Source organism: Staphylococcus sp. HMSC059F04 (assembly GCF_001812565.1).
GTDB classification, from domain to species: domain Bacteria; phylum Bacillota; class Bacilli; order Staphylococcales; family Staphylococcaceae; genus Staphylococcus; species Staphylococcus lugdunensis.
This window is the reverse complement of the sequence record NZ_KV809480.1, coordinates 38,350-61,131: the sequence shown is the minus strand read 5'-3', so window position 1 is coordinate 61,131 and position 22,782 is coordinate 38,350. Positions and strand designations below refer to the sequence as shown.

26 protein-coding genes, 1 pseudogene and 1 riboswitch are annotated in these 22,782 nt (G+C 33.4%); of the genes and pseudogenes, 3 read left to right on the top strand and 24 right to left on the bottom strand.

Translation table 11 applies throughout. The features are described from left to right. Positions 1–303: 303 nt before the first annotated feature. The 7 genes from yidC to HMPREF2864_RS10890 all read right to left on the bottom strand — a co-directional run bounded on the left by yidC (position 304) and on the right by HMPREF2864_RS10890 (position 6,194). Positions 304–1,179 carry a membrane protein insertase YidC gene (gene yidC, locus HMPREF2864_RS10920; protein ID WP_002461212.1) on the bottom strand — a complete coding sequence of 292 codons (876 nt, stop codon included), beginning with the start codon at positions 1,177–1,179 and terminating at the stop codon, positions 304–306. A gap of 89 nt (positions 1,180–1,268) precedes the next feature. After that, positions 1,269–1,907: a thiamine phosphate synthase gene (gene thiE, locus HMPREF2864_RS10915; RefSeq protein ID WP_002461213.1), complete on the bottom strand. Its 639-nt coding sequence runs from the start codon at positions 1,905–1,907 to the stop codon at positions 1,269–1,271. Between the two features lie 2 nt (positions 1,908–1,909). Continuing rightward, the gene (gene thiM, locus HMPREF2864_RS10910) at positions 1,910–2,698 is read right to left on the bottom strand and encodes a hydroxyethylthiazole kinase (RefSeq protein ID WP_002478969.1); all 789 of its coding nucleotides are present in this window, start codon (positions 2,696–2,698) and stop codon (positions 1,910–1,912) included. Then, positions 2,691–3,512, bottom strand: coding sequence for a bifunctional hydroxymethylpyrimidine kinase/phosphomethylpyrimidine kinase (gene thiD / locus HMPREF2864_RS10905; protein WP_037543574.1), 822 nt, complete (start codon positions 3,510–3,512; stop codon positions 2,691–2,693). Before thiD ends, thiM begins: the two co-directional genes overlap by 8 nt. A 4-nt stretch (positions 3,513–3,516) precedes the next feature. Then, a complete protein-coding gene (gene tenA / locus HMPREF2864_RS10900) occupies positions 3,517–4,194 on the bottom strand; it encodes a thiaminase II (RefSeq protein WP_002461217.1) in 678 nt (225 codons plus the stop codon). Positions 4,195–4,280: 86 nt separating this feature from the next. Further along, positions 4,281–4,384: riboswitch (TPP riboswitch) on the bottom strand. A gap of 222 nt (positions 4,385–4,606) precedes the next feature. Continuing rightward, positions 4,607–5,314 carry a transglycosylase family protein gene (locus HMPREF2864_RS10895; RefSeq protein ID WP_002478967.1) on the bottom strand — a complete coding sequence of 236 codons (708 nt, stop codon included), beginning with the start codon at positions 5,312–5,314 and terminating at the stop codon, positions 4,607–4,609. Between the two features lie 478 nt (positions 5,315–5,792). After that, a complete protein-coding gene (locus HMPREF2864_RS10890; RefSeq protein WP_002461219.1) occupies positions 5,793–6,194 on the bottom strand; it encodes a single-stranded DNA-binding protein in 402 nt (133 codons plus the stop codon). Positions 6,195–6,383: 189 nt separating this feature from the next. Here HMPREF2864_RS10890 and HMPREF2864_RS10885 point away from each other — a divergent pair, with 189 nt between their 5' ends. Next, complete coding sequence (locus HMPREF2864_RS10885) at positions 6,384–6,836, top strand: YwpF-like family protein (RefSeq protein WP_002461221.1); 453 nt, start codon at positions 6,384–6,386, stop codon at positions 6,834–6,836. Between the two features lie 364 nt (positions 6,837–7,200). Here the strand turns inward: HMPREF2864_RS10885 and HMPREF2864_RS10880 are convergent. The 3 genes and pseudogenes from HMPREF2864_RS10880 to HMPREF2864_RS10870 all read right to left on the bottom strand — a co-directional run. Continuing rightward, positions 7,201–7,323: pseudogene (locus HMPREF2864_RS10880) on the bottom strand (IS200/IS605 family transposase); the annotation flags it as partial. After that, complete coding sequence (locus tag HMPREF2864_RS10875) at positions 7,322–9,043, bottom strand: ABC transporter ATP-binding protein (protein ID WP_070544698.1); 1,722 nt, start codon at positions 9,041–9,043, stop codon at positions 7,322–7,324. The gene HMPREF2864_RS10875 and the pseudogene HMPREF2864_RS10880, both read right to left, overlap by 2 nt. Then, positions 9,027–10,781: an ABC transporter ATP-binding protein gene (locus HMPREF2864_RS10870; protein WP_070544697.1), complete on the bottom strand. Its 1,755-nt coding sequence runs from the start codon at positions 10,779–10,781 to the stop codon at positions 9,027–9,029. The genes HMPREF2864_RS10875 and HMPREF2864_RS10870 overlap by 17 nt, the downstream gene beginning before the upstream one ends. 149 nt (positions 10,782–10,930) lie before the next feature. Between HMPREF2864_RS10870 and HMPREF2864_RS10865 the strand changes: the two genes are divergently transcribed. Beyond that, positions 10,931–11,698: an AraC family transcriptional regulator gene (locus HMPREF2864_RS10865; protein WP_237449020.1), complete on the top strand. Its 768-nt coding sequence runs from the start codon at positions 10,931–10,933 to the stop codon at positions 11,696–11,698. A gap of 29 nt (positions 11,699–11,727) precedes the next feature. Continuing rightward, on the top strand, positions 11,728–11,892 hold the full coding sequence (locus tag HMPREF2864_RS12365; RefSeq protein WP_237449025.1) for a helix-turn-helix domain-containing protein: 165 nt from the start codon (positions 11,728–11,730) through the stop codon (positions 11,890–11,892). A gap of 136 nt (positions 11,893–12,028) precedes the next feature. Here HMPREF2864_RS12365 and tnpA read toward each other — a convergent pair whose 3' ends face one another. From tnpA to upp, 14 genes are all read right to left on the bottom strand, one after another. Continuing rightward, positions 12,029–12,511 carry an IS200/IS605 family transposase gene (gene tnpA / locus HMPREF2864_RS10860; RefSeq protein WP_070544696.1) on the bottom strand — a complete coding sequence of 161 codons (483 nt, stop codon included), beginning with the start codon at positions 12,509–12,511 and terminating at the stop codon, positions 12,029–12,031. Positions 12,512–12,802: 291 nt separating this feature from the next. Beyond that, the gene (gene fabZ, locus HMPREF2864_RS10855) at positions 12,803–13,243 is read right to left on the bottom strand and encodes a 3-hydroxyacyl-ACP dehydratase FabZ (RefSeq protein ID WP_002461222.1); all 441 of its coding nucleotides are present in this window, start codon (positions 13,241–13,243) and stop codon (positions 12,803–12,805) included. 36 nt (positions 13,244–13,279) lie between these two features. Next, a complete protein-coding gene (gene murA / locus HMPREF2864_RS10850) occupies positions 13,280–14,545 on the bottom strand; it encodes a UDP-N-acetylglucosamine 1-carboxyvinyltransferase (RefSeq protein ID WP_002461223.1) in 1,266 nt (421 codons plus the stop codon). Between the two features lie 163 nt (positions 14,546–14,708). Then, positions 14,709–14,942 (bottom strand): DUF1146 family protein, encoded by a 234-nt coding sequence (locus HMPREF2864_RS10845; protein ID WP_002461224.1) that lies wholly within the window; start codon positions 14,940–14,942, stop codon positions 14,709–14,711. A gap of 137 nt (positions 14,943–15,079) precedes the next feature. Beyond that, positions 15,080–15,481 carry a F0F1 ATP synthase subunit epsilon gene (locus tag HMPREF2864_RS10840; RefSeq protein WP_002461226.1) on the bottom strand — a complete coding sequence of 134 codons (402 nt, stop codon included), beginning with the start codon at positions 15,479–15,481 and terminating at the stop codon, positions 15,080–15,082. A 21-nt stretch (positions 15,482–15,502) separates the two neighbouring features. Then, complete coding sequence (gene atpD / locus HMPREF2864_RS10835; protein ID WP_002461227.1) at positions 15,503–16,915, bottom strand: F0F1 ATP synthase subunit beta; 1,413 nt, start codon at positions 16,913–16,915, stop codon at positions 15,503–15,505. A gap of 21 nt (positions 16,916–16,936) precedes the next feature. Next, positions 16,937–17,803 (bottom strand): ATP synthase F1 subunit gamma, encoded by an 867-nt coding sequence (gene atpG / locus HMPREF2864_RS10830; protein ID WP_002461229.1) that lies wholly within the window; start codon positions 17,801–17,803, stop codon positions 16,937–16,939. Positions 17,804–17,834: 31 nt separating this feature from the next. Further along, the gene (gene atpA, locus HMPREF2864_RS10825) at positions 17,835–19,343 is read right to left on the bottom strand and encodes a F0F1 ATP synthase subunit alpha (protein WP_002461230.1); all 1,509 of its coding nucleotides are present in this window, start codon (positions 19,341–19,343) and stop codon (positions 17,835–17,837) included. 19 nt (positions 19,344–19,362) lie between these two features. Next, complete coding sequence (locus HMPREF2864_RS10820; RefSeq protein WP_070544694.1) at positions 19,363–19,902, bottom strand: F0F1 ATP synthase subunit delta; 540 nt, start codon at positions 19,900–19,902, stop codon at positions 19,363–19,365. Then, the gene (locus HMPREF2864_RS10815; protein ID WP_002461233.1) at positions 19,902–20,426 is read right to left on the bottom strand and encodes a F0F1 ATP synthase subunit B; all 525 of its coding nucleotides are present in this window, start codon (positions 20,424–20,426) and stop codon (positions 19,902–19,904) included. Before HMPREF2864_RS10815 ends, HMPREF2864_RS10820 begins: the two co-directional genes overlap by 1 nt. Before the next feature lie 91 nt (positions 20,427–20,517). Then, entirely contained in the window at positions 20,518–20,730 is a 213-nt protein-coding gene (gene atpE, locus HMPREF2864_RS10810) for a F0F1 ATP synthase subunit C (RefSeq protein ID WP_002478963.1), read from the bottom strand. A gap of 31 nt (positions 20,731–20,761) precedes the next feature. After that, positions 20,762–21,490, bottom strand: a complete 729-nt coding sequence (atpB, locus tag HMPREF2864_RS10805; RefSeq protein WP_070544693.1) for a F0F1 ATP synthase subunit A — start codon at positions 21,488–21,490, stop codon at positions 20,762–20,764. A gap of 26 nt (positions 21,491–21,516) precedes the next feature. After that, entirely contained in the window at positions 21,517–21,867 is a 351-nt protein-coding gene (locus tag HMPREF2864_RS10800; RefSeq protein ID WP_002478961.1) for an ATP synthase subunit I, read from the bottom strand. A 280-nt stretch (positions 21,868–22,147) separates the two neighbouring features. Then, positions 22,148–22,777, bottom strand: coding sequence for a uracil phosphoribosyltransferase (gene upp / locus HMPREF2864_RS10795; protein ID WP_002461237.1), 630 nt, complete (start codon positions 22,775–22,777; stop codon positions 22,148–22,150). Between the last annotated feature and the right edge of the window lie 5 nt (positions 22,778–22,782).

The window sequence follows — 22,782 nt, the reverse complement described above, 5'->3', positions numbered from 1 at the left end:
TCTTATTCCTACAAATAATATTTCTCGATATGTATGAAACAATCCCAGATAATGAATTCAATCATCATCGTGGTGCAACATCATATCATCCAAAAATGATAACGAGCTGAACATTATCTAATACATAAGGGAAAAGACAATTTCTATCAAATAATTTTAATAGAAATTGTCTTTTTACATTGTTTAAGAACTTAATGTCCTAGCCCCCTAAGTAAACACACCGATAATACGTATTTTTGTAAATAAAGAAGCCAGTAAATGAATTTACAAAACTCATTTACTGACTTCTTTTTCTATGAATTCTTATTTTTTCTTTTTATTATTTTTTGAGACTACTTGTGTGTTTTTACCTTTTTTTGTTCCTTGATTTTTTTCTTTTTCATATTGTTTAATCATTGGTGCTACTTCTTCTTTAGCACGTTTTGAATAATACATGTTAGCGAAGTATGTTTGAACAATCAAGAAAGCGGCGCTGACTGACCAATATAAGCCAAGTGCTGCGGCTGATTGATATGAAATCCATATAATCATGATAGGTGACACAATCATCATCATATATGCCATTTGACGTTGCTCATCTGGCATCGTTTTCGTTGAAATGTAAGATTGAATAAAATATAGTACCCCGGCAATAGCTGTAATCCAAATATCTGGTTTAACTAAATTAAACCATAAAAAATGTGGGTGGTGTGTAATTCCACCGCCAATTTGATATCTAAGTACAAAATATAATCCCATGACGATTGGCATTTGAATTAAAACTGGTAAACAGCCTAACATACTTGCCATTGGATTGATATCATATTTTTTATAAACCTGCATCATTTCTTGATTAGCTGCCATTTTTTCTTCTTGAGTTCTTGCACGTTTAACTTTTTCTTGTACTTCACTTACTTCAGGTTTGGCCACTTTCATTTTTTCACGCATCATATGACTATTTTTATAGTTTGATAACATGAACGGTAATAAAACAATCCGAATAACTAAAACTAATACAATGATAGCTAAACCATAATCATTATTAAAAATGCCTGAACCTAACCAATGTAGTATCTTTTCCATTGGATCTACGAATGTATTATAGAAGAAACCTGTGCGATTTCCTTGCTTAGAGTAGTCACACCCTGCTAAAAAGACCATTATCCCTAGAAACAAAGGTAGTAGTGCTTTTTTCTTCATTTTTCCACCTCTATTATGTTATTTCACATAGATGTTATTTTATCATACTAATACTGCAGTAGAAAACAATATGTGGAAAAATTTCTTTGTTAATTATAATAACTTAAGAATTTATTAACAGTGCTGTCAATATTTTGACTTCTAGCGATAGCTGATATAACTGAAATTCCATCCGCACCTGCATCAACTACTGCTTGTGCATTATTTTCGGTCACACCACCAATAGCCACGATTGGAAAGTCACCTATTTCTTTTCGTAACGTTAGAATCATTTCAGGACCTACTGGTGTACTAGCATCAGACTTTGATGGTGTCTGGTATATAGGGCCAACCCCAATATAGTCGACATGTGTTAAGTCAGAACGTTTCAGCTCATCTAGATTGCTCACGCTTAAACCAATAATTTTATCATGAAATTGTTCAAAAAAGTCTTCAACTTTGGCGTCATCTTGACCTACATGTATACCATCAGCTTGTACTTTTAAAGCAAGTGCAACATTGTCGTTAACAATAAATGGCACCTGATAGTTATGGCAAAGTTCCTTTAATTTTAATGCCAGTTGTTCTATCTCTTTGTCTTGAGATACTTTTGATCCTTTTTCTCTAAATTGAAACATTGTAACTCCAGACTCTAAAGCTTGTGTTACTACCTGTTCTAAACTTTTCCCTTCAGGTATATCTTGTGTGCCGCATATAAAATATACTTTTAAATCTGTACTTTTAAACATTTCTATACCTCTAATCTTCTAACATTTTGTTGATATAATTCATAGGTCATTTGGTACATATGATCTAATAATTCTGTTTGAAAACTTCCTGGTCCCTGACAATGTGGACTTTGTTCAGCAAGTTCAGCGGCGATATTATAGAAACTTATTGCCTCTTCAAGCTGTTGTAATGATGGGTGTATGTTGCCGAATAAAAAGCTGGCAATAATGCCTCCTAATAAACATCCTGCGCCAGTCACTTTGGCTAATAATGGTGAGCCATTAGATAATTGAACGATTTGATTATCTTGAACAATAATATCGTCTTTTCCGGTTATCACAATGGCAGTTTGATATTTTTGGTATGCTTTTTTAGCAATTGCTATGGTGTCAAGATTGCTTGCTCCATCTGTACCTTTCATTGTTGTATTCATATCAACAAGCGTCAACACTTCAGAAGCATTTCCCTTAATAACAGAAACTTCTACTTCAGCTAAAAAACGTTCACAAAAGGTTTTGCGATATGTTGATGCCCCTACAGCTACTGGATCAAAAACAATTGGCGTTCCTTGTTTATTGGCAATTTTCCCAATCTTAATAATATCCTCTTCATTCGCTTTTGTGAGTGTACCAATATTGATTAACAATGCTTGAGCAACTTTATAAAACGCTTCTGCCTCTTCAGGTGCTTCACTCATTGCCGGACTTGCACCCATACTTAACAATCCATTAGCAGTGAAATTTTTCACAACATCATTCGTATAACAAACAATTAAAGGATTATCTTCACGTAATTTTTCTAAATTATTCATCATCTAGTCCTACTTTCTTTAAGTATGCAAAATGGTTTACTGGCCCTCTACCTTGACCTATTTCAGGTGTATATTCAATGCTTAAAGATATGAATTTCTTTGCCTTTTTCACAGCTTCATAAATTGAGCGACCTTTAGCTAATTCTGCAGCGATAACAGCAGAAAATGTACAGCCCGTACCATGCGTATGCGGAGTGTTAAAACGTTGATTTTCAAATGTATAAACATCATCTTTTGTAAACAAATAATCTTTAGCAATATTTGGGTCTTCGGAATGACCACCTTTAATTACAACACCTTTACTACCAATATCATTGATGAATATATTACCTGCCTTATAAATATTCGCTTCACTATCAATTTTAATACCTGTAATTTCTTCAGCTTCCGGAATATTCGGTGTAACAACATCAGCTAAGGGTAACAATGTTGACTGTAAATGTCTTTTAGTATCATCATCCATAAGTGAATCGCCACTTTTAGCTAACATCACTGGATCGATGACATATGGAATGTCTGCATATTTTGTAAGGTAGTCACGTACTAGTTCCATCGTGTCTTTAGTTGCAATCATGCCTGTTTTAATTGCTTGAGGTAACTCATCATCAAATACGCTATCCAATTGTTCTTTAACCCATGATGTTTCCAGATTATGAATGTGTTGAACACCTTTCGTATTTTGAGCAACGATGCTTGTAATGGCAGCCATACCATAAACACCACAAGAATGAAATGATTTTAAATCTGCCATAACGCCAGCACCACCTGAGGGATCAGTACCTGCAATTGTAAGCGCAATTTTCGGTTTATTCATGCTTTTAACCTCCAAAGTTCCATTGTTCATTCGTATATGCCATATTAAAGAAATGTCTCTCATGAATCGTACTTTGTAAAAAGCTTTCTTTAATTTGTTGTTTTTCTACGTCTGAGCTGTTTTCTGTTAATTGATCTAGCAGCTGATCAAAAACATTTATAAGTTCTCTCATTTCTGTGCTATAAAATTCAAACCATTTAGATAAATTTGTAGCTTTGTTTAATTCAGGGTCTTCTATTGCTCTTAATGCAATCACTTCATAAACATATGGACAAGGTGCCATAGCTGCAATTGCATAGGCCGCATTTTCATGCGTATAAGCATGATAATACATATGTTTAATATAATGATCTCCACTTGGCGGCCAAACCTTTTCTTTAATAATTTCTTCATACGGCTCGTTTATATAATCCGCCAATATTTCATGTGCTTCAACTTCCCCTTCAGTTAAAAACTCAATTTGTTCAACAAGAAATTTAATACTTTCAATATCAGTAACTTTAGGAATAAGTAATGCGTATATATTCATAAATTCTTTTAAATAGGATGCGTCAGCTCTTAAATACTGTCTGATTGCTTCTTTAGAAATTGTTCCCTTTAATAAGTCTTGTATGAAACCATCTTGATAAATTTCATCAATAATTGGTTGTGATGCTTGTTTAATTTCATCTGAAAATTTCACTTGTATTGCCTCCCAGTATAAGTCTTTAAAAAATAAAAACTACATTTCAACGTAGAAATGTAGTTCATCCCAAACAATATAATGGCAGATTATTGTTGCTACTTTCCTACGTTGGTTCTAACCAAATCAGGTTATAAGGGTCTGACTAATTTCGTCATCTCAGCCAATAAAGGCTCCCCTAGTAGTTTCCTATTACATTTAACATATCAAAGCCAAACTCATTAATCAAATGTAAAGCAACCATGTCATACCTCTAGATACATATCATCATATTCATTTTTAAATGTGTTAACTCCAAATACAAAATTTAATTATTGAAGACAGTCAAAATAATAGCTGATATATCTTTTTATATAAATAGAACCCACCTCATGATTATGAAGTGAGTTCAGAATTTAATTTAGGTTGGGCCCTAAGCTGTTGTCCAGTGGCCTGCACCTTCTGTATCATATAATTTTTGTGCTGCAGCATCTTGAACATGTTCTGGAGCATTAGCTGGTGACACACCTTTATATTCAGATGGCGCTACATGATCCCATGTTGACTGCATAAATTGATATTTACCTGCTGCACCAGATGATGGATTAACTGCATGAATATCTCCACCAGATTCACGTTGTGCTATTGCTTTCAAGTGACTGTTAACATTAACTGATGAATGACTTGAAGCTTGGCTTGCTGAACTTGACTGACTATGAGATGTTGCTTGTGTTTGTGGTTGTTGTGTTGATTCGCTTTGAGGTGCTTGCTCAGTTTGAGCTGGCTGAGCTGATGTTGATTGTTGAGTTGCAGCACCTTGAGATGATGACATTGTTCCTTGTTGAGCTTGTGAATTCATTGTTGTATCATCAGCTGCACCATTTGATGGATAGTATTGCCATTCAAAATAAGTACCATCAGAAGCAAAGTGATAAGTAGTCCCTTCATAATTGAATGTAAAATCATACGCTCCTGATTGTACAGGCTTTTCATTTAATGATTGATCATTTGATTGTGCTAATTGTGCTAACTCAGCTTTAGTATTGACATTTAATTCACTCGCATCTGCATCATGACCTGCATTTCCTGCTACTAAACCTAAGCCTACTGCTAGAGATGATGCAATAATTGTTTTTTTCATAATTATATATCCTCCTAAATTTGAGTTCATTTTATATTTAAATTTACAATTCATAATGTAACATCCATAAAAAATAAGCAGGTTACAGTGAAATAAAAATAACTGGTAAAAATTTACAAAGACATTACAAAAACAAAGAAATAATTATACATACCAAATACGTAAAAAATACTTTGATGCAGGACTAAAAAATCTATAAATTCCAATTGCCTGTGTAATATTTTGAAATTTGTCAGATTATTGTGTGAGTTTAACAGATATTCTCATATAGAATATGATTGTAATATATGTATATTATTTAATACTTCTTCAATAAACAGCTAGGAAAATATAGCAAAATTTAGCACAATTCACCATATTTCCCATCACTGTTAAGCATAATTGAAAGGATTTATATTAAAGAAGATTATTGGGAGTATGAATAACTAGTCGGATATAATTTATGGATAAAATTTGAGTTTTAATATTGAAAAAGCAATTATTCGATATTTAAGAGTTTCATTTCATCAACTGAAAAAGGTTGAATATTAGTAGTTGGATGTTCTTCGAGGATTTCGTGTGTTTTGCCTTTAGAGGACATGAATTTAATAGTTTCTACGTATAATTCTGTAACAAAATGTGTTTGTTGGTCTTTAGTATACTTTCTTGAGCGCATTTGACCTGTAATACCAACCAATGATCCCTGACTGGTATACTTTTCAATGTTGGTAGCAGTCCTACCATATGCTTTACATAGAATATAATCTACGATTTGCTCGTTGTTATCATCTTTATAATTTCTTTCCGTAGCCACACAAAATGTAGCAATTTTAACCTCCTCTTTCTCGTATATTTGGGCATCTTTAGTTAATCGTCCAACGATTACGATTTTATTTAACATGTGTCACCTCCTTTGATTAGTTATAGTTTATGTATTTCTAATGCTAAAGTCAAAACGGTATAATTTTAATTTTACTTACGTTTTACCGCTAAAATTTGTTATATTTAAAGAAAATAATGTATTTTAGAACACGTACAACTTAAAAATATTATTTTTTATAAAATTGAGAGCCAAAAGGGATGATGAGATATGAAGACATTTAAAGCTGTGCGCTTTCAAATAGTAAATCAAAACGGTGGTATCACTGAGTATGAATTAGAAGATGGTGTAATCATTAATAAAGAAAATAGCGGTACTGGATGGTTGCTAGAAATCGTTATTTCAAATGATCATTATGAACAGATGAAGCAATATCAAGAAGAACAAACTTTATTAGACATTCGTGTAGTTATCACAAGACCGGCTAATGATCCAGCATTATTTGATGCTACAATTAAGCATATTGTTAACTTTGAAACAAAAATGTCAATTGTATTAGAGTGTCACATATACACTTTGAGACAAGTTTATGCAGAAAGTTTATTAGAACAATTAATAGATGATGGTTTATCAGGAGAAGCATTAAAAACAACATTCAAACGTATGATGCAATCTAAACCTAAACTAAAAGATGAAAAATTTGAACGTGATAATACATTATAAAAGACATTTTAATATAAATTCACATATATAAACTTCGACGAGACACTAGAGTAAATAGACAAGCTGAGGAGACCCCGACAGAGAGAATTTCGAAAAGAAATTCACCAAGCAAAGCAAGTTGGGGCGGGACCACAACAAAGAGAAATGCGCTTCGCATTTCAACAAACAAAGCAAGCTAGAGTGGCTGAAGCTGTCTCCTAAGCAAGCGAGCCAATTATATGAAGTATTGTAAATATAGAATCAAAACCACCCGTGTGAACGGGTGGTTTGTTCTGCGGCTATAAGCCTTTCATACTGGCCAGTCCTAAAAGGGCACTGATAAGTCAGCCAACTGCACTACTATTCCAGCAACCCTAAAGGGTTACTATTTTTTCTTTCTTTTTTTAATTTCTTCTCCTGTAAACGGATCTAGGTATTCTTTCATTGAATTTTGGTCTGCAACGATATCCTCTTGTAATTGATTTCGTATATAATTTTCAATTACCTCAATATACAAATTCTTCTGCTAACCTTGTTTTTTCTAATAAATCATTATAAAGCTTTGATTTTCCCAATAATTCTTTATGACCACCTATACTTTCTACATAGCCATTTTCAAGGATTACAATTTTATCTACATTTTCAATAGATTTTAATCTGTGAGAAATAATAATAACCGTTTTATCTTTTATTAATTTATTTAAACTCTCTTGAATTTTCTTTTCATTGTCCACATCAAGACTTGCTGATATTTCATCTAAGATAAGAATTGGTGCATCTTTTAAAAAGGCTCTTGCAATGGAAAGTCTTTGTCTTTCTCCACCTGAAAGTTCTGCTCCGTTTTCTCCTATAACTGTATCAAAGCCCTTTGGAAGTTTTTCTATAAAATCCATACAATTTGCAAAAATTGCAGCTCTTTTTACTTCTTCATCACTGGCATCTTTTTTACCTATACGGATATTTTCTAATATCGATGTATTAAATAGGGTAACATCTTGAAAAACAATAGAAGTTTTCTTAAATAAAGAGTCTGTGGATATATTTTTTATATCTTTTCCATCTATTAAAATCTCTCCTTTATCATAATCATATAATCTTGAAATTAATCTTAGTATACTTGTTTTCCCAGAACCAGAAGCACCAACAAGAGCTGTAACCTCACCTTGTTTAGCTGTAAAGCTAATATCTTTTAAGACCTCGTTATCATCTTCATAGGAAAAAGCTACATTTTTAAATACTATATCAAACATATTCAACTCTACATCTTTTCCCTCTTGTATTTTTGTTTCTTTAATCTCTCTTATCCTCTCTACACTTGGATCTATAAAGAAAACTTCAAGCAAGCCTTCCTTTGATAGATCAAAAATATCTTTTATCTTTATGGCTGCCATTAAATAACCTATTAGATATAGGATGTCAATTTCTCCAGATAAAATAAGATTCATCCCTACAAGACTAACTACTGCAATGCTTACAAAGGCAAATAGAGAGGATATCCCAAGTACAAAAATAGTGCCTTGTTCAACTTTTAGGTGTATTCTTTCACTGTCCTCCATTTTTTTATATAATGAATTCCTCACCTCATTTGACAAATTAAAGCTACTTATTTCTTGTTGAAGCTCAATAGTTTCCTGAAATTGTTCTGAATTTTCTCTAAGCACTTTGTGGTATTTCTTGTTTGCCTTTACTTGAGATTTTTTAGCTATAGGTATTAAGATAAAGCTTAAAATAGTTGGAACTATTACTGCAAACCCCATTTTTATATTGCCTACCATTAGCATAATTCCTATTAAAGGGAAAAACAAAACCATTGCCCCTACTTTAGGTATAGCATGACTCATAGCGTGTTCTACCATTTCCACATCTGCCATAATTGTCTGAGATATGTCAGATAAGTCATGTTTTGAGAAATAAGAAAGTGGAAGTTTAGAAAGTGTTTCAGCAATTCCTATTCTTAAATTTGCACTCTCCTCATAAGTTGTAGAATAAAGATTGTCATATTCTTTTGCTAATAACATATACATAAGTATAAGAGTAATAATAGATGATCCTAAATAAAGATAAGTGCTTTTTATATTTTTTAAAATAAGTTCATCTGCTAAAAGCATTAAAATAAAGGCAGGCACCATATTGATACAGTAAACCCAAAAACTTGATATAGTCGCTTTTGTAAGGTCTTTTGCTCCTTTATCAGTTAAACAAAAACGCTTTTTATAATACTTTTTCATCTTTGACCCTCCATTCATTTGCGTTAGAATAAAGTCCAACTAAATCCTTATATTTCCCATCTTTTGAAATAAGTTCTTCGTCGCTACCTCTTTCAATTATCATTCCATTTTCTAAAACTAAAATCTCATCAACAGAACGGATACTACTCATCCTATGAGCAATCATAATAACAGTTTTATCCTTTATTAGATTTTTAAATGCCTTTTGTAATTCATACTCATTATCTGGATCAATAGATGCACTGGCTTCATCCATAATTACTATTTTAGATTTTTTAAGCATGGCTCTTGCAATGGCAATTCTCTGTTTTTCTCCACCTGACAAGTAAACTCCCTTTGAGCCAATCATGGTGTCCTCCCTCTTAGGAAACTTATTTAATATAACATTGCAACCTGCAAGTTCCATTGCCTTCATAACTTCATCTCTACTTGATTTTCTATTGGCAAGTGCTACATTTTCATAAATTGATTTTTTAAAGAGTTTGCTATCTTGAAAGACAAAGGAAATTGTATTTATTAATGCATCTTTACTATAAGATTCTAATGGCTTTTCCCCTATTTTTATGCTACCACCATCTACTTTATAAAAACCGGACAAGAGTTTGGCAATTGTAGACTTCCCAGAACCAGAATGTCCCACTAAGGCATATACCTTTCCCTCTTTCAATTTAAGGGATAAGTTTTCCAAAACTTTGTTTTCATTGTAGGCAAATGTTACATTGTCAAACTCTATATTATAATTTTTAAATTCACTTTCCTTGCCATAATTTATTTTATCTTCGTTCATCTTTTTATATAAGTCTTCTAAAGTGTCAACTGCATACTTAGCATTAAAAATATTCATACTTGCCCACATGATTTTCATAAAGGAAATCATCATTACTCCACTTAAAAATAAAACCATAAAAAGTTCTACTACAAGCATATTTTGGTCTGATACCTTATTTAAAATAAAAACAAGTGGAAGCAGTAAAATAGTTATAATTCCAAAAAATATCCATTGATATAGTACATATGGCTTTTTACAGCTTATTGAATAATTAAGAGCATATTTTGAATATTCTTTAATAGCATTGTAAAGATTTTTAAAAGATTCTACTCTTGCTCCAAATATTTTTACAACTTGCATACCTCTAACATATTCAACCGTTTCACCACTTAATGTTTCCAAGGATTCTTGGTAGAGTTTCATAAATTCTCCTCCACCCATCATATTTTTTAAAATTAAGGCACATACTAGGCTTAAGAGTAAAATTATTATTCCCACCCTAAGACTAATAAAAAAAGCAAGTATTAAAGATAAAACTGGAACTAAAAAAGCTTGTGAATTATCTGGAATCATGTGTGCTACAGCTGTATGCGTTTTCGCTGCATTGTCGTCAATTGTCTTTCTTATCCATCCAGATGGATTTAAGTCAAAAAAGCGAAAACTTGCATTAGTAAGTCCATAGATTCCCTTCTTTCTCAAATTGGTCTCCAAGCGAAAACCAAGTTTATGAGAAAAAAAGCCCGACACTAAATATACTAAAGCTCCTACTGTCAAGTACAAAACAGCTTGAATAGACAAATTTTTTGCCAAAGATTGGTTTCCATCAACTACAGAACTTTTTAATAATTTATATACTAAAAGATATCCATACACAGTTAAAAAAGCCGATAAAGCTGATAAAAAAACCGCTATATATCCATTATGTTTCCCTTCAGGAGCATAAGAAAAAAGCCTTTTATAAATTTTCATATTTTCCTCCTTAATAATGTTTTGATAAGCTTGTAATAAAAAAATCACTTCTTCATTGATAAATATTATCATATATATTGTAAAATATTTTTATCCACTGTACTATATAAATAGAGTTTTTACGTCTAAACGTGTTATCGGAGGTTTGTATGGAAAATTTTGAAAGTTTAATAAATAATTATGTTTCATCGGAATTAAAAGACGAGAATTATTTTCATCCTCTGGGGAGATATTATATAGCTAACACAAAATTATATAATGGCTATTACTGGTATTATGAAAGTAGCGACTTTATAATAGACATTCATAATCTTTTTATTCTAGAGGATTTTGTAGAAGATGATTTTAATTCTATGAAAAATGATGTTGTTTTTATTTCTAATTTTGTACTTTCCGGAAATGGAGAATGGTTTAATCCATATCAAGCTATTGAGCCTTTCTCTATGTTTGTTATGGATCCTAGCGATAAAAAGAATAGATATCTTATACATAAGGATTCTAGATTATTTCTTGTAGGTATAAAATTTAAAAAAAGTTTTTTGGAAAAATACTATCCCCCATATGCTTACTCAAATAATATAGATGATTTAAAAAGTATTTTTTTTCAATCTAAAAATTCAATTGTCAATCCAATTAGTAAAATTGCTAAAGAAATTTTAACTTGCAAGCTTGGCAATCAAGAAGCTAAAGAGTTTTTTGAAGAAAAGGTAAAAGAGTGGTTTTGTATAACTGTTAAGGCTAGTGAAGACTTAAAAATTTATAAGTCTCTTTCAGCCGAAGATGAAAAACTTATTGAAAATGTAGAAAGATATATTAGTGATCATTATTCTAGCAACATACCTCAATCACTTCTAGAAAAAATCGCTTGTATGAGTGGAACAAAGTTAAAAGAAAGTTTTAAGAAAAAAATCACTTGAGCATTACAGAATTTACCCAAAGAAAAAGAATGAATATAGCAGAGCAATTATTATTAACCACTGATCTTGAAATAAGACATATAGCTAAAACTGTTGGATATACTTCACCTAGCCGATTTAGCAAACTTTACAAAAGATATAAGGGCGTCTATCCTAATGAGGTTAAACTTATAATTAATTTAAATAAATCTTAACCATATTCATAATCAAAACCACCCGTTCACACGGGTGGTTTGTTCTGCGGCTATAACCCTTCCATACTGGCCAGCCCTAAAAGGGCACTGATAAGTCCACCAACTGCACTACTATTGCAGCAACCCTAAAGGGTTACTATTTTTTCTTTCTTTTTTTAATTTCTTCTCCTGTAAACGGATCTAGGTATTCTTCCATTGTGATTTGATCTGCAACGATATCCTCTTGTAATTGGTTTCGTATATAATTTTCAATTACTTTTTTGTTTCTACCTACAGTATCTACATAATATCCTTTGCACCAAAACTTTCTATTTCCATATCTATATTTCAAGTTGGCATGTCTATCAAATATCATTAAACTACTTTTTCCTTTTAAATAGCCAACAAATGATGATACACCTATTTTTGGCGGTATACTAACTATCATGTGAATATGATCTTTACATGCCTCTGCTTCAATTATCTCTACGCCTTTTCTTTCGCACAATTGACGCAAAATCATTCCAATATCTTTTTTTATTTTTCCATATATCACTTGTCTTCTGTATTTAGGAGCAAAGACGATATGATACTTACAATTCCATTTTGTATGTGCTAAACTGTTTGTGTCGGATAACATTAAATAGCATCTCCTCGTGTTGATTATTTTGGTTGGCTGACCAATATTAATTCTAGTACGAAGAGATGCATTTTTTGTGACAATGGTAGAACCTTTTCTGAACCATACGCATAGCGTATGGTTTTCTTTTTACAAAAAAACCTAAGACATAATCATTATGTCTTAGGCACTTAACTATATATTGGTGACTAGGATTAAAAATATACTTATTCTAAGCTTTTTCAACCCTAATCAACCTTGCCAGGATGATATTACGAATTCATAATGGATTCTGTCCTGACTCTTTTTATATTATTTTGCGTCTTGAATCGCAAATGTTAATTCACAGCTACATGCAAGTTGCCCATCAACTGTCGCTTTTGCTGTACCTTTACCAATAGGACCTTTTATTTTGGTAATTTCAACTTCTAACATTAAAGTATCCCCTGGTGTTACTTGCTTTTTAAAACGACATTTATCTATACCTGCAAACAATGCGATTTTGCCTTTGTTTGCTTCACTGTTTAACATAGCAACTGCACCTGTTTGAGCTAGTGCTTCAGTTATTAGAACACCCGGCATCACTGCATAATCAGGAAAATGACCTTGGAAAAAGGGTTCATTACCTGAAACTTGTTTTAATCCTACACATCTTTTGCCTTCCTCATATTCAACTACTCTATCAATTAATAAAAAGGGTTGTCTATGGGGAATAATTTTTTTAATGTCATTATAATCGAATATTGTTTCCATAATTGAGCATCCTCCTAATAACTTATAGCTCTATTATTAAGCATTTATACGTTGTATATCTGCTCCTAGTTCTTTTAATTTACCATGGAAGTTCACATAACCACGGTCTAAATGTTTAAGTTCAGTAACTTGTGTTGTACCATCTGCTACTAAACCAGCTAAAATAAGTGCTGCTGCAGCTCTTAAATCAGTTGCTTTAACCTGTGCACCTTGTAATTCACTTTTGCCTTCAATTTTAGCGTTACGACCTTCTACAGTAATATTAGCATTCATTCTTCTAAATTCTGCAACATGCATAAAACGATTTTCAAATACCGTTTCTGTAATAACTTTATGGCCCTCAGCTGTCAACAATAAAGCCATCATTTGTGATTGCATATCTGTAGGAAAACCTGGATGAGGTAACGTTTTCACATCAACAGGCTGTAATGTATCTGGCGCTGTTACACGTACACCTTCTTCGTCAAAGGCTAGTTGTACACCCATTTCTTCAAGTTTGTACACTAAGCTTGTCATATGTTCTTTAATAGCACCTCTTACATAAACGTCTCCACGCGTTATTGCACCTGCAATAATCATTGTTCCTGCTTCAATGCGGTCTGGAATAATAGAATGAACAACTCCGGTTAATTTATTCACACCGTGAATTGTAATCGTATCAGTACCTGCGCCAGTAATTCTACCGCCCATTTCATTTATATAATTCGCTAAATCAACAATTTCTGGTTCTTTAGCTGCATTTTCAATCACAGATTTGCCATTAGCTAAAGATGCAGCCATTATAATATTTTGTGTAGCTCCTACGCTTGGAAAATCTAAATGAATATTAGCTCCTTGCAAGCCATTTTTTGCATTGGCATAAATATTTCCATTTTCCAAATGAATATCGGCACCTAAGGCTTCAAAACCTTTAATATGTTGCTCAATCGGTCTACTTCCAATAGCACAACCACCTGGTAAAGCTACAATTGCATGACCTAAACGCGCTAGCAGAGGTCCCATAACTAAGATACTTGCACGCATTTTACTTACATATTCATAAGGCGCCTCTTCATTTAATGTCGCAGTTGCATCAACAGTCACAGCGTTTCCTGCAATATCATATGAAACATCAGCATTCAGTGTTGATAACACATTATTTATTGTTTCAACATCACTCAATTTGGGAACATTAATCAGTTTGCTAGTACCTTCTGTTGCCAATAATGATGCTGTTAGCACTGGTAATACTGCATTCTTAGCACCTTCTACTTGAACTTCTCCTGATAGGCGATGCCCACCTTTTATAACTATTCTATCCATACATATCCTCCACTTAAGACTACAATATACTTACTTTCATTTCCCTATATTTTATTATTCATTCATTAATTATAGCTATTTTTTCAAAAAAAATACAATTATCTACAAGACAGTCATCATTACTTTAATGACAGAATTTATAATAAAGAATTATAAGAATACTTTATTTTAACAAATATTTTACCTGTGTTGAATATTGCATTAAATCAATAATAAAATTGCTAACACTTGTACCTAACAAAACAGCAAAAAATATCATACAAATTTGAATTTGTCTTATATGCCCTTTTTTAAATAATTGTTCAAGTCTTAAAGCATTAAGTGCCCAATAAGCCACACAAATGCAGATGACGTGTAAAACCAAATGTACAACTGCAAATTGTCCTAAATAATTCATAGTTAACCTCTCTAATAATTATTCTGTAGTACATTGTACCTGAATTTGTTTAATAATGATACTATTCATTATTAAACAAATTAAAACACAAATTAAAAAGGTTTGGAAATACAGTTACTCTGTACTTCCAAACCTTTTTATTTTAAGTTAGCTACTCGTAATCTATTTTCTGCTCTAGCAAGTGCGCGTTGTGCGCGATAAATATCACTATTATCTTCATCATTCAAATGAGATTGGGCACGTTGCTTAGCCAATTTAGCTCTTTCTACGTCTATTTCTTCAGCTGTTTCAGCCGTTTGTACAATAACAGAAAGTTTATGTTGTCTAACTTCAACAAAGCCACCACTAACAGCTAAGTATTCAGAACCATTGTGAAATCTAACTTTGATATGGCCTGTTTTTAATGCGGCTACTGTCGGAATATGTCCACTCATGATACCCATTTCACCTGCTGTGGTTTGTAACACAACAAGTTCAACATCTTCTCTTTTGTAGACTGAACCATTAGGAGTGACAATATCTAGATTTAATGTATTCATTATCCATTCCTCCTAATTTGATTAGACTTCAACACCCATATCTTTAGCTTTTGCAAGTACATCTTCCATACTTCCAACTAAACGGAATGCATCTTCAGGAATATGATCATATTTACCATCAAGAATGCCTTTAAAATCCTGAACAGTTGTTTTAACTGGTACATAAGAGCCTTTTTGACCTGTAAATTGTTCAGCTACATGGAAGTTTTGAGATAAGAAGAACTGAATACGTCTTGCACGTTCAACCGTTTGTTTATCTTCTTCAGATAATTCATCCATACCTAAAATAGCAATAATATCTTGTAATTCTCTATATTTTTGTAACGTTGATTGCACTTGACGTGCTACATCATAGTGCTCTTGACCAACGATTGAAGGTTCTAATGCTCTTGATGTTGAAGCAAGTGGATCAACTGCTGGATAGATACCCATTTCGGTTAATTTACGTTCTAAGTTAGTCGTTGAGTCTAAGTGAGCAAATGCTGTCGCTGGTGCTGGGTCAGTATAGTCATCGGCTGGAACGAATACAGCTTGAATAGATGTTACAGAACCTTTATTTGTAGATGTAATTCTTTCTTGCAATTGTCCCATTTCTGTAGCCAATGTTGGTTGATAACCAACGGCAGATGGCATACGTCCAAGTAATGCAGATACTTCTGAACCTGCTTGTGTAAAACGGAATATATTATCGATAAACAGCAATACATCTTGTCCTTGCTCGTCACGGAAATATTCAGCCATTGTTAAGGCAGATAACGCAACTCTCATACGTGCACCAGGTGGTTCATTCATTTGGCCAAATACCATCGCTGTTTTCTTAATTACGCCACTATCGCTCATTTCATAATATAAGTCATTACCTTCACGTGTACGTTCACCTACTCCGGCAAACACAGAAATACCACCATGTTCTTGAGCAATATTGTTGATTAATTCTTGAATTAATACCGTTTTACCTACTCCGGCACCACCAAACAATCCAACTTTACCACCTTTAATATATGGTGCTAATAAATCAACAACTTTAATACCAGTTTCAAGAATTTCTACTTCTGTAGATAATTCATCAAATTTAGGTGCTAGTCTATGAATTGGATCTCTACGCACAGAGTCATCTAGCTTTTCTTCTAAATCAATAGATTCTCCTAAAACGTTAAATACTCTTCCTAATGTTTCATCTCCAACAGGTACACTGATGTCTTTACCTGTGTTTTGAACTTCCATACCACGTTGAACGCCATCAGTTGAATCCATTGCAATAGTACGTACAACATCGTCACCTAATTGCAAAGCAACTTCAAGTGTTAAACTGATTGTTGTATCACTTTTAGGAATTTCAACAATGAGCGCATTATTTATTTCAGGCACTTCATTATGTTCAAAACGGACATCAATTACAGGACCCATAACTTGAGTTACACGGCCAATTCCCATGTTGTTTCCTCCTTTAAATAATTATTCTAATGCAGCAGAACCACTTACGATTTCTGTAATTTGTTGCGTGATTTCAGCTTGTCTTGCTCTGTTATATTCTAATGATAAGTCGTCAATAAGTTCAGTAGCATTATCAGATGCATTTTTCATAGCAGTCATACGTGCCGCATGTTCACTTGCTTTGGCATCTAATATCGTGCCATATATTAAGCTTTCTACATATTGAGGTAAAATAACGCTTAATATTGCTTCTTTATCAGGTTCAAATTCGTATGATGACATTTGACCTTGGCCTTGACTAGAATCTTCTTGAGATAAAGGTAGAACTTGTTTAACCGTTGGCTTATTCTCAAGAACACTGACATAATGGCTATGATAAATTTTAAGTTCGTCGATATGTCCTTCCGTATACAAATCAATTGCATGTTTTGCAATGGATTGTATCGATTTAAAAGAAGGTTGGTCTGGAACATCTACAAGTGAATCTTCAATGTCATAATTCCGTGTTTTAAGAAAGTCTACACCTATTTGACCTAAAGCCACAATTGAATATTCACTGGCATCCGCGTGCTTGCTAGTAATATCGTTAACTAATTTTTTTAGTACGTTAGCACTATAGGCACCGGCTAAGCCTTTATCACTAGTTATAACTAGATAGCCTGTACGGTGTACTTCGCGAGGTCGCAACATAGGATGACTTGAATTTGAATTAGCACCTGCAATCGCAGTTATAGCATCTTGCATTTTTTCCATATAAGGTTGAAACTGTTTCGTATTCTTTTCCGCTCTACGCAATTTAGAACTTGAAACCATGTTCATTGCCTTAGTAATTTGTTTCATTTTCTTAGTCGATTTAATTCGACCATCAATTTCCTTTAGAGAAGCCATTATCTCACCACCTTTTCGAACTTAACTTTAATTATTCTGATTTACTGAAACTTTTCTTGAATTCATTAATCGCTTGTTCAAATTTTTCACCGTCAGGTAATGATTTTGTTTCTCTAATTTCACTTAACAATTCAGCCGCATTCGATTTAGCCCATTGATTTAATTCATCTTCAAAACGAATAATATCTTCAACAGGAATATCATCTAAATATCCTTTAGTAAGTGCATAAATAATCAAAACTTGATTCTCTACTGGAAGCGGCTTGTTTTGGTCTTGTTTTAATACTTCTACCGTACGTTTACCACGTTCTAATTTGCGTGCTGTAAATTCATCTAAGTCAGAACCAAATTGAGCAAATGATTCTAATTCTCTATATGAAGCTAAATCAAGACGTAACGTTCCGGCAACTTTCTTCATTGCTTTGATTTGAGCAGAACCACCTACACGAGATACGGATTGTCCTGCATTAATCGCTGGTCGCACACCTGAGAAGAATAAATCTGATTGTAAAAAGATTTGTCCATCTGTAATTGAAATTACGTTAGTTGGTACATATGCTGAAATATCCCCAGCTTGTGTTTCGATAATTGGTAAAGCCGTAATTGAACCGCCACCCAATGTATCATTTAATTTAGCTGCACGTTCTAATAATCTACTATGTAGATAGAAAACGTCACCTGGATAAGCTTCACGACCTGGCGGACGACGTAATAATAATGATAATTCACGATATGCAGCGGCTTGTTTTGTTAAATCATCATATACAATTAAGACGTCTTTACCATTAAACATAAACTCTTCACCCATGGCTACGCCAGAATAAGGTGCAATATATAATAATGGTGCTGGTTCAGCTGCAGAAGCTGAGACGATAATTGTATAATCTAAAGCACCAGCTTGTCTTAATTTTTCAACGTTCGCTCTCACTGTAGAATCTTTTTGACCAATAGCTACGTAAATACAAATAGTATCTTGGCCTTTTTGATTCAAGATTGTATCTATTGCAATTGTCGTTTTACCAGTTTGACGGTCACCAATGATTAATTCACGTTGACCTTTACCAATAGGAACTAGCGCATCAATCGCTTTAATTCCTGTTTGTAATGGTTCATCAACTGATTTACGGTCCATTACACCTGTTGCTTTTTGTTCTACTGGACGTGTTTTATCCGTATTTACTGGACCTTGCCCATCAATAGGTTGACCCAATGGATTTACGACACGACCAATTAATTCGTCACCAACTGGAACTTCCATGATACGTCCTGTACGTTTAACCTCATCACCTTCAGTGATATCAGTATATGGTCCTAAAATTACAACCCCTACATTTGATTCTTCAAGGTTTTGTGCTAAACCAAGTACGCCATTTTGGAATTCTACTAACTCACCAGCCATAACATCGTTTAGTCCGTGAATTAATGCAATACCGTCACCGATTTGAAGAACGGTACCAACATCAGTTACTGAGACTTCAGACTCATAATTTTCGATTTGTGAGCGAAGTAATGCACTGATTTCTTCAGCTTTAATGGCCATCTATGTCACTCCTCTTTTATTAATTCGATCTTTTAAATTTCGTTGTTAATTGTTGAAGGTCATTTTTAACACTGCCATCAATAACAGTTGTTCCAACCTTCACGCGTATACCACCAATTAATTCCGGATTAATTTTAGTAGTAAGTATAACGTGAGATAAATTCATTTGTTGTGTAATCACTTTCTCAATTTGAGCAAGTTCCTCTTCATCAAGTTCATATACTGATTCTACTTCTGCAAAATCTTGATTATATTTCTTGTTGTATAGTTTTTGAAATAAACTAAAAATATCATTTATTAAAGCTAAATGACGATTATTCGCTAACACAAACATCATATTTTTCAAATAGTCATTTACTTCACCAAAAACATTAACTGCAAACGTATGTCTGTCCCTTGCAGAGCGTGTAGGATTTTCATCGAAAGCTTTTAATTCATCAATTTGTGTGCTAGCCACATTACTGACAGTTTTAAATTCATTAAATATATCATCTAAGATATCTTGGTCAACTGATACATCAAATAGGGCTTTGGCGTATTTTTGTGCTACATTTGCCATTATTTATCGCCTGCCTCTTTTATATACTTATCAACTAACGCTTTTTGATCTTGTTCTGAGATTTCTTTTTGGAGTACTTTAGAAGCAATTAATACTGATAGTTCAGATACTTGATTGTTGATATCAGCTAATGCACGTTCTTTTTGACTGTTGATTTCGCTTTGTGCGGTTTCAATCATGCCATTCGCTCGTACGTTGGCTTCATGAATAATCTCTTCTTGTTGCTTACGCGCTTGAACTTTCGCGTCTTCAAGAATACGTTGTACTTCTTCTTGTGTCTCTTTTAATGTTTTTTGATTTTCTTCTTCAAGTTTTTGAGCATTTTCTTTTGCTTGTTCAGCGTCATCAATATCTTTATTAATGTCTCGCTCACGTTTATCCATTACTTCTTTTAATGGACCCCAAGCAAATTTTTTCAAAAGTGCTAATAAAATGGCGAAAGTAGCTAATGTTACAATAATTGTTCCCCATTCCACATCTTTGATTGCTGCACCAAAAACGAATGTGTGAGTTAAAGCAGTCACGGCATATGACACTCCTTTCGTTAATAATCATCACTTGGTCATCAAATAAAATGAATGGCGAAGGTCAAAGAGACTTCGCCTTTAGTGCTTCTTATCTAAATAATGTCATGAATGCAATAACTACACCAATGATTGGCAAAGCTTCAACTAAACCGATACCGATAAACATAATACTCATCAATTGACCACGCGCTTCTGGTTGACGTGCTACACCTTCAACTGTTCTAGAAACGATAAGTCCGTTACCAATACCTGCACCTAGTGCTGATAGACCGATTGCAATTGCTGCTGCGATTAAACCCATATTAATAATTCCTCCTAAAATTTGTTAGTTATTAGTGTGCGTCCGATACTTTATGGGACATATAAACCATTGAAAGCATAATGAAAATATATGCTTGGATAGTTCCAACAAAGATTGAGAATCCTTGCCAGATGATTAAGCCAGGTAAACTAATGATCCAACCCCAATGTGGTTGTTGGAATACAAGTCCTGCTAATAAGGATAACAGTAACTCCCCAGCAAAAATGTTACCGTACAAACGAAGACCAAGTGTTAACGTAGATGAAAACTCTTCAAAGACGTTTATAATTACAAGTGGCCAGAACGGCTTAAAATAATTGCCAACATAAGCTTTACCACCGCGCATCTTAACACCATAGTAATGTGTGAGTAAAATCATCATGGTAGACAACGTCAGTGTTACAGTCGCGTCTGCTGTTGGTGATTTCCACCACAAGTAATGCTCATGTGTCACGATAGAGAATGGTAATCCTAACATGTTGGCAACAAAGATGAATAATATCAATGTGACTGCTAAGAAGTGGAATTGACCACCTTTTTTCCATGCTAAATTACTTTCTATAATACCTCTGACAAAATCAAAAATCCATTCAATAAAATTTTGTTTACCTGTAGGTCTCTTTTGTAGATTACGCGTACAGATGATAGCTATAAGGAACACAATTGCAGCGGTAATCACTAACATTAAAATGCTAGACAAGTTAAAAACAATATCGAAACCGAATACGTCCCAACTTACCTTTGGTGATTTATGATCCATAATCTCACCTCTTTCACTTTTAAATTTTACTCCCTTACAAGTAGAGGGCGAAGTATGATTAAAACATAAGAAATCATAAGACCTACTACAACACCAAGAATATTCATTTCATCCTTAAATAAATACCAGAAGGCACAAACGACAAGTGCAACTAAATAACGCCAAACGCTGCCCGTTGAAATATGTATTGTATCCGGTTGTTTCGCTCGCGCTAAGTAAATTTCAAAGATGAAGGTATTTATTAAAGAACCTATTAAACCAAGAATCATACCTAGAATATATGGTGAAGACCATATTAGATACAAAATATACAATATTATCAATGAATAAAGATAATATTGTATAAATTGTTTAAAAATGAAGCTAAAACGCAACATTAAAGTGTGCCTCCAAACAACTTATATCAACCATGTAAACCGTTCCACTCATACAATCTCAATAATAATATAGTAAACAATTGTGTGTCAATTCTATTCATAGAGATGTTACAAATGACATCGTTTACGACACAAAACCGACACATTTAATCATCTTTTTAGCAAATTCTAAGGCTGTTTGGTCAATAATTGCTAAAAGTCATGTGGCAACCCTTTTAGTTAACACTAGTTCACTTGCTAACGACACGTATTAACATCAGTCATAACTAACTACCAGTTACTATTTTGTACCAAACAATCTATCTCCAGCATCGCCTAAACCTGGTGTAATATAAGCTTTGTCATTTAGTTTTTCATCTAAAGCTGCAATGTAAATATCCACATCATCGTGTGCTTCTTTCATTTTTTCTACACCTTCTGGCGCAGCAATCAAGCACATAAATCTAATATTTTTGGCTCCGCGTTTTTTCAATGAAGTAATTGCTTCAATAGCAGATGCACCTGTAGCTAACATTGGATCTACAACGATTATTTGACGTTCATCGATATCTTGTGGCAGTTTAACAAAATATTCTACTGCTTTTAATGTTTGTGGATCTCTATATAGTCCAATATGTCCCACTCTTGCAGCTGGAACTAAAGATAAAACACCATCCGTCATACCAAGGCCTGCGCGCAAAATAGGTACAACAGCTAGCTTTTTCCCAGCTAAACGTTTAGCGGTCATTTTTGTAACTGGCGTTTCTATTTCTACATCCTGTAACTCTAAGTCTCTTGTTACTTCATACGCCATGAGCATACCTACTTCATCCACAAGCTCTCTAAATTCTTTTGTTCCGGTATTTACATCACGAATATAACTCAATTTATGTTGAATTAATGGATGATCAAATACGTGTACTTTACTCATTTACA

Coding starts and splice junctions, on each gene's coding strand:
- murA (WP_002461223.1), bottom strand. CDS start 14,545: ATGGATAGAATAGTTATAAAAGGTGGGCATCGCCTATCAGGAGAAGTT.
- thiD (WP_037543574.1), bottom strand. CDS start 3,512: ATGAATAAACCGAAAATTGCGCTTACAATTGCAGGTACTGATCCCTCA.
- HMPREF2864_RS10820 (WP_070544694.1), bottom strand. CDS start 19,902: ATGGCAAATGTAGCACAAAAATACGCCAAAGCCCTATTTGATGTATCA.
- HMPREF2864_RS10870 (WP_070544697.1), bottom strand. CDS start 10,781: ATGAAAATTTATAAAAGGCTTTTTTCTTATGCTCCTGAAGGGAAACAT.
- HMPREF2864_RS10840 (WP_002461226.1), bottom strand. CDS start 15,481: ATGAATACATTAAATCTAGATATTGTCACTCCTAATGGTTCAGTCTAC.
- HMPREF2864_RS10875 (WP_070544698.1), bottom strand. CDS start 9,043: ATGAAAAAGTATTATAAAAAGCGTTTTTGTTTAACTGATAAAGGAGCA.
- atpA (WP_002461230.1), bottom strand. CDS start 19,343: ATGGCCATTAAAGCTGAAGAAATCAGTGCATTACTTCGCTCACAAATC.
- atpG (WP_002461229.1), bottom strand. CDS start 17,803: ATGGCTTCTCTAAAGGAAATTGATGGTCGAATTAAATCGACTAAGAAA.
- atpD (WP_002461227.1), bottom strand. CDS start 16,915: ATGGGAATTGGCCGTGTAACTCAAGTTATGGGTCCTGTAATTGATGTC.
- upp (WP_002461237.1), bottom strand. CDS start 22,777: ATGAGTAAAGTACACGTATTTGATCATCCATTAATTCAACATAAATTG.
- HMPREF2864_RS10895 (WP_002478967.1), bottom strand. CDS start 5,314: ATGAAAAAAACAATTATTGCATCATCTCTAGCAGTAGGCTTAGGTTTA.
- HMPREF2864_RS10865 (WP_237449020.1), top strand. CDS start 10,931: ATGGAAAATTTTGAAAGTTTAATAAATAATTATGTTTCATCGGAATTA.
- yidC (WP_002461212.1), bottom strand. CDS start 1,179: ATGAAGAAAAAAGCACTACTACCTTTGTTTCTAGGGATAATGGTCTTT.
- atpE (WP_002478963.1), bottom strand. CDS start 20,730: ATGGGTTTAATCGCAGCAGCAATTGCAATCGGTCTATCAGCACTAGGT.
- atpB (WP_070544693.1), bottom strand. CDS start 21,490: ATGGATCATAAATCACCAAAGGTAAGTTGGGACGTATTCGGTTTCGAT.
- HMPREF2864_RS10890 (WP_002461219.1), bottom strand. CDS start 6,194: ATGTTAAATAAAATCGTAATCGTTGGACGATTAACTAAAGATGCCCAA.
- HMPREF2864_RS10800 (WP_002478961.1), bottom strand. CDS start 21,867: ATGTTGCGTTTTAGCTTCATTTTTAAACAATTTATACAATATTATCTT.
- fabZ (WP_002461222.1), bottom strand. CDS start 13,243: ATGGAAACAATATTCGATTATAATGACATTAAAAAAATTATTCCCCAT.
- HMPREF2864_RS12365 (WP_237449025.1), top strand. CDS start 11,728: ATGAATATAGCAGAGCAATTATTATTAACCACTGATCTTGAAATAAGA.
- thiE (WP_002461213.1), bottom strand. CDS start 1,907: ATGTTTAAAAGTACAGATTTAAAAGTATATTTTATATGCGGCACACAA.
- HMPREF2864_RS10885 (WP_002461221.1), top strand. CDS start 6,384: ATGAAGACATTTAAAGCTGTGCGCTTTCAAATAGTAAATCAAAACGGT.
- thiM (WP_002478969.1), bottom strand. CDS start 2,698: ATGAATAATTTAGAAAAATTACGTGAAGATAATCCTTTAATTGTTTGT.
- HMPREF2864_RS10845 (WP_002461224.1), bottom strand. CDS start 14,942: ATGAATTATTTAGGACAATTTGCAGTTGTACATTTGGTTTTACACGTC.
- tnpA (WP_070544696.1), bottom strand. CDS start 12,511: ATGTTATCCGACACAAACAGTTTAGCACATACAAAATGGAATTGTAAG.